The sequence below is a fragment of the bacterium genome, assembly GCA_016873475.1.
GTDB lineage: Bacteria > Krumholzibacteriota > Krumholzibacteriia > JACNKJ01 > JACNKJ01 > VGXI01.
In genome coordinates this window covers 1-4,285 of sequence record VGXI01000244.1, presented here as the reverse complement: position 1 = coordinate 4,285, position 4,285 = coordinate 1, and the positions used below count along the sequence as shown (strand labels likewise).

Below are 4,285 nucleotides of genomic sequence, written 5' to 3'. Positions count from 1 at the left end.
GGGGCAAGCTGCTTCGCATGCCCGGTCTCCTTGCCCAGCCTAGCGCCGCCGCGGCCGGCTGTCAGCCTTTGCCTGAGGAATTCGCGGGGGTTCCGCGCGGGGAATCGGACTGCCGTGCGGGTCGCGCTCGGGGCGGCCCAGCCAGTGGTCCAGGCGCTCGACCACCTCGTCGGAGAGGGCGTGCTCGAGCCGGTGCGCCTCCGCGTGGACGCGGTCGGCGGGCAGGCCCAGCGTGCCGACGAGGAAGGTCTCGACGAGCCGGTGCCGGCGGACGACCGCCAGCGCGCGCTCGCGGCCGAGCGGGCTGAGCTGCGCGCCGCGGTAGCGCTCGTGCGCGACGAGGCCCTCGCGGGCGAGCGTCTTGAGCATGCCGGTTGCGGAGGCCGGCGCCACCCCGAGCCGCGCGGCCAGGGCCGTCGTGCTGACGGCGCCACCGCACTCGCCAAGGCGGAGCAGAGCGGTCAGGTAGTCCTCGCGAGCTTCCTGGCGGAGGGGCACGGGCGACCTCGCGGCGACGGATTAGGGACGCCTAAAATCCATGGCAGGCTAGCGCCGCCGGGCCCACCTGTCAAGCAGACCGCGCGCGCCCGAGGGCGCGCGCGGCAAGGAAAGACGCGAATCGGCGAGGCCTAGAAGGGATCCGGCACCTCGAGGGTCTGCTCGACGGTGAGCTGCAACGTCAGCCAGGCCTTCCAGGTGAAGACGATCGGATCGCCGGCCGAGGGATCGGGCGTGACGTTGCCGCCCAGGAGCTTCAGCGTCAGCACGGGCGAGTCGCCGGCGAGGAAGTCGTTCATTGCATCGTTGATGACGGTGACGCCGGCGGTCTCCAGCGGCGCGCTGAGGCGCTTGCCGAGGGCCGCCTCGATCGACTGGTCCGTGTAGATGACGAGGTCCTGGAAGCCGGTCCCGTCGCGCTCGATCTGGATGTGCCCCGAGACGGTCCAGTCGTGGCCCGTCAGCGAGATGGCTCCGTACTCGACGCCGACCAGGAAGGCGCTCTCGATCTCGTCGCGACTGATGTCCGCATCCTCGAGGACCTGATTCAGCTCCTCGGTGAAGTCGAGCACGACGTTCTCGTCGTACTCCTCGGTGATGTCGTTGTAGCTGTACTCGGCCGAGGTCGTGCCCGTGAGCACGAGCTCGACCACCTTCTCCTTCATCAGGCAGCTCGACAGGCCCGTGACCAGGAGCGCCGTCAGGAGGAGGACCGGCAAAAGGCGCAGAATCGCTTTCATGGTTCCTCCTTAGAAGCCCAGGTTGCCCAGGGACATGCCGAGGTTGAAGCTGTTGTTCCCGGCGATGCTGTAGGCAGCGGACAGGTTGAGCACCTTCAGGTTCAGGCCGAGGCCCAGCGTCAGGTGCATGTTCGTGCTCTTCTCGAACTCGAGGTCGATGAGCTCACCCTCGTCCGGCTCGTACTGGACTTCCATCGAGAAGGTGTCGACGCTCAGGCCGACGAAGGGCTCGGCGGTGATCGCGCCGCCGAAGCGCTTGCTCGCCTGGGCGCCGATCGAGAAGGCGCTGGTGGAGATCAGGTCGTCGCCGTTCGTGTTCTCGCCGATGTTGAAGCGCTGCCAGAGGAATCCGGCCGCGAGGTCGAACTTGGGCGCCGGCATGTACTGCGAGATGCTGTGACGCAGGCCGAAGCCGAGCAGGTCGATCTTGCCGAGCTCGGAATCGCCGGCCTCGAAGGAGGCCCAGCGCAGCAGGGCCTCCGAACCCATGATGCCGCCCACGCGGAGCTGGGGCACGACGAGGGCGAAGGAGTTGAGATCGAACCCGCCCGGGAAGGCGAACTGAGTGCCGCCGTCGCCGTCGACGACGACGGCATCGCCGTCACCGGCGATCGTCGGCGCGTCCACCTCGGTCACCGGCGAGAAGCCGCCCTCGGTCGTCGCGCTGAAGCTGCGATCGTCGTCGCCGAAGTAGACCCCCATCAGGCGCACTTCCAGGCCCAGGCGAAAGGCCGAGCGCGGGATGTGCGCCGAGGCGAAGGCGCCGTCGTTGAGGCTGGCGCCCAGGGCATCGGCCAGGGGCTGCAGGTAGCCCGTGGCATTGTCGCCCGTGTAGGCGGAGAGCTGGTCCTCGATCTGGGCGGCGGCCGGGGCCGCGGCAAGCATCACCAAGATGCAGCCGGCCAGTAGCCGTCGCGGAGTCGCTGCACGCTGCATGGCATCCTCCTCGCGGGGGGCTGGGCCCGCCGCCTGGTTAGAGGCCGGATGCTAGCAGTGACCATGCCACGCGATCAAGGAAAGTAAGTACAATTGCGACATTGCCATCAAGTACGGGGGACGGCCGGCTGGGGCGCCGCGCGCGGCGTGACAGGCGCTTCCCGAAGGTCTATGCTCGATGCGTGCGACCGCCCGTCGCTGCTGCGCCGGGTACGGAGGGCCCGTTCCGGCGGTCCGGCGCGGGGGCCGCGGAGGGAGGGGATGATGAAGACCTCTGTGCACGCGACACTGCTTGCCCTGTTGCTGTTCCTGCTGCCCGCTCTGGCCAGCGCTCAGGCGATCAGCTGGTTCATCAACGACGGCCCGGATGGCGGCGGCTACGCCTGGACCGACACCGGGATCGGGCCCTTCTGGGAGGCGATGGCGCCCGATGCGATCGCGCCGGGCGACATCGATTGCCGCTTGGCGGATCTGCCGTACCTGCCCTGGTCGGCTGCCTACTGGGCCTGCACGGCGCCGCTGGCCCTGAATCTCTCGGGCTTCAGCTTCTGGGCCGATCTCTACCTGTCGAACAACTACGAGGGCCACAGCAACCCCGTCACCGTGACGCTCGGCACCGGCACCTGCGGCCAGGAGCAGAGCTTCGTTGCGATCGGCGGCCCCGTGGCCTTGAACATCGTCGACTACGATCCGGAGATGGACTGCGGCTTCCTCTACCGCTTCGATTTCGGGATCATCGACCCGCTCGCGCTGAGCGGCCAGTCGCTGGTCTTGAAGATCGAGTACGCGGGGCTGGCGGGCGACGGCCACATCTACTGGGACGGCGAATGCTGCCCCAGCGCGCTGGCCTGCGAGCCCGGCACGGCCGCGGCCGAGACGAGCTTCGGCGTCGTCAAGGCGCTGTACTGACGGCGACGCGAAGCCTATCTTGCTGCTGCATGGCGCAGGGCGCCTCCGTGGCCCCTGCGCCTATTGATCACCTATCGGGTTGGCAATGGTGCGATGGGCAATCGCTTCGAGAGATCCATACGGCGCCTGGGGTTCGTGTTGCTCATGCTCGCGGCCTCGGCGGCTGCGTGTGCGGCCGGGGTCAAGGGCGGCCGGCCGCCCTATCGCGCTGCCGCCAAGGGAATCCGTGCCGAGGCCCTCAGGACGCTCTGCCTTGACCCAAGACGGTGTCCGCCTCCGGCAGACGCGGTAGCGGGGGTCTTTCGCATCATCTCGATCGCACGCCTCGACTCGAGCCTGGCTCTCTCCGCCTGTTCGGAGATCTCCCCCAGCCCGGACATCATCCGGTCAGCATCGACGCTCGAACTCGAGCTGGTTCGGGTAGTGCATGGCCAGCCCTGCCGAGCTACAAGTGCGCAGTACTTCGGCCCGACGGAGCTTGTCGAGACCTGGTGGTCCCGTGGTGCGAACGTGAAGCTCGTGGCCGGGGACCTCATCATCGCAGAGCTCGGCAATTGGATCCCTTGCTCCGGGGTGAACTTACCCACGATCCACCGCCAGCGGGTCTACGACTTCGGACCTGCAGCACTGGTGACGGACGCGACAAGTATCCGGACGGTAGAAGCCCTCTACCGGCAGTTCTATCGCGATGCGAAGCGGCAGCGCTGAGACAGCCGCCACCTCCTATCGCAAGAGCACCAGGCGCTGCGCGCTCGTCTCGCCGCCTGCCGCCAGACGGAGGAAGTAGACGCCCGCGCTCACCGCGCGACCCGCGTCGTCCTTGCCGTCCCAGCCGAGGCGATGCGCACCGGCCGGGTACTCGCCCGCGGCCAGGTGGCGCACCGCGCGCCCCGCGAGGTCGTAGACCGCGAGCGAGAGCGCCGTGCGCCGCGCAAGCGTGAAGGCGACCTGCGCTTCGCCGCCGGCCGGCTGCCAGGGATTGGGATGGCTGCGCGCGAGCAGGGCGAGCGGCCCCGCCTGCGGCTGCCAGTCGGGCGCTCCCGTCGAACTCGGCGTGTAGCTTTCCAGGCGGAAGTCGTCGACGGCCGCCTCGAGCAGCGAGGGCAGGTTCAGGTCGCAGATCTGGAAGCGCACCTGCACCTGGTCGGTGAAGGGAATCAGCGGCTCCAGGTCGATGAAGGCCTGCTCCCAGTAGTTGCGAT

The 4,285-nt window shown here is 68.6% G+C and carries 6 protein-coding genes; 2 read left to right on the top strand and 4 right to left on the bottom strand.

Features of this window, described 5'->3' with window-relative positions:
* Positions 1-39 precede the first annotated feature (39 nt).
* From FJ251_14045 to FJ251_14035, 3 genes are all read right to left on the bottom strand, one after another.
* Positions 40-498 carry a metal-dependent transcriptional regulator gene (locus FJ251_14045; protein MBM4118826.1) on the bottom strand — a complete coding sequence of 153 codons (459 nt, stop codon included), beginning with the start codon at positions 496-498 and terminating at the stop codon, positions 40-42.
* Between the two features lie 131 nt (positions 499-629).
* Positions 630-1,238: a hypothetical protein gene (locus FJ251_14040; protein ID MBM4118825.1), complete on the bottom strand. Its 609-nt coding sequence runs from the start codon at positions 1,236-1,238 to the stop codon at positions 630-632.
* Between the two features lie 9 nt (positions 1,239-1,247).
* Positions 1,248-2,174, bottom strand: coding sequence for a hypothetical protein (locus tag FJ251_14035; GenBank protein ID MBM4118824.1), 927 nt, complete (start codon positions 2,172-2,174; stop codon positions 1,248-1,250).
* A 264-nt stretch (positions 2,175-2,438) separates the two neighbouring features.
* Between FJ251_14035 and FJ251_14030 the strand changes: the two genes are divergently transcribed.
* Positions 2,439-3,083, top strand: coding sequence for a hypothetical protein (locus FJ251_14030; protein ID MBM4118823.1), 645 nt, complete (start codon positions 2,439-2,441; stop codon positions 3,081-3,083).
* Between the two features lie 423 nt (positions 3,084-3,506).
* Positions 3,507-3,791 carry a hypothetical protein gene (locus FJ251_14025; protein MBM4118822.1) on the top strand — a complete coding sequence of 95 codons (285 nt, stop codon included), beginning with the start codon at positions 3,507-3,509 and terminating at the stop codon, positions 3,789-3,791.
* Between the two features lie 15 nt (positions 3,792-3,806).
* Here FJ251_14025 and FJ251_14020 read toward each other — a convergent pair.
* A partial coding sequence (locus tag FJ251_14020; GenBank protein MBM4118821.1) for a T9SS type A sorting domain-containing protein occupies positions 3,807-4,285 on the bottom strand: 479 nt, incomplete at its 5' end.

Excerpts from the sequence above, each read along its gene's own strand:
- FJ251_14040 (MBM4118825.1), bottom strand. The coding sequence starts at position 1,238 with ATGAAAGCGATTCTGCGCCTTTTGCCGGTCCTCCTCCTGACGGCGCTC.
- FJ251_14035 (MBM4118824.1), bottom strand. The coding sequence starts at position 2,174 with ATGCAGCGTGCAGCGACTCCGCGACGGCTACTGGCCGGCTGCATCTTG.
- FJ251_14030 (MBM4118823.1), top strand. The coding sequence starts at position 2,439 with ATGAAGACCTCTGTGCACGCGACACTGCTTGCCCTGTTGCTGTTCCTG.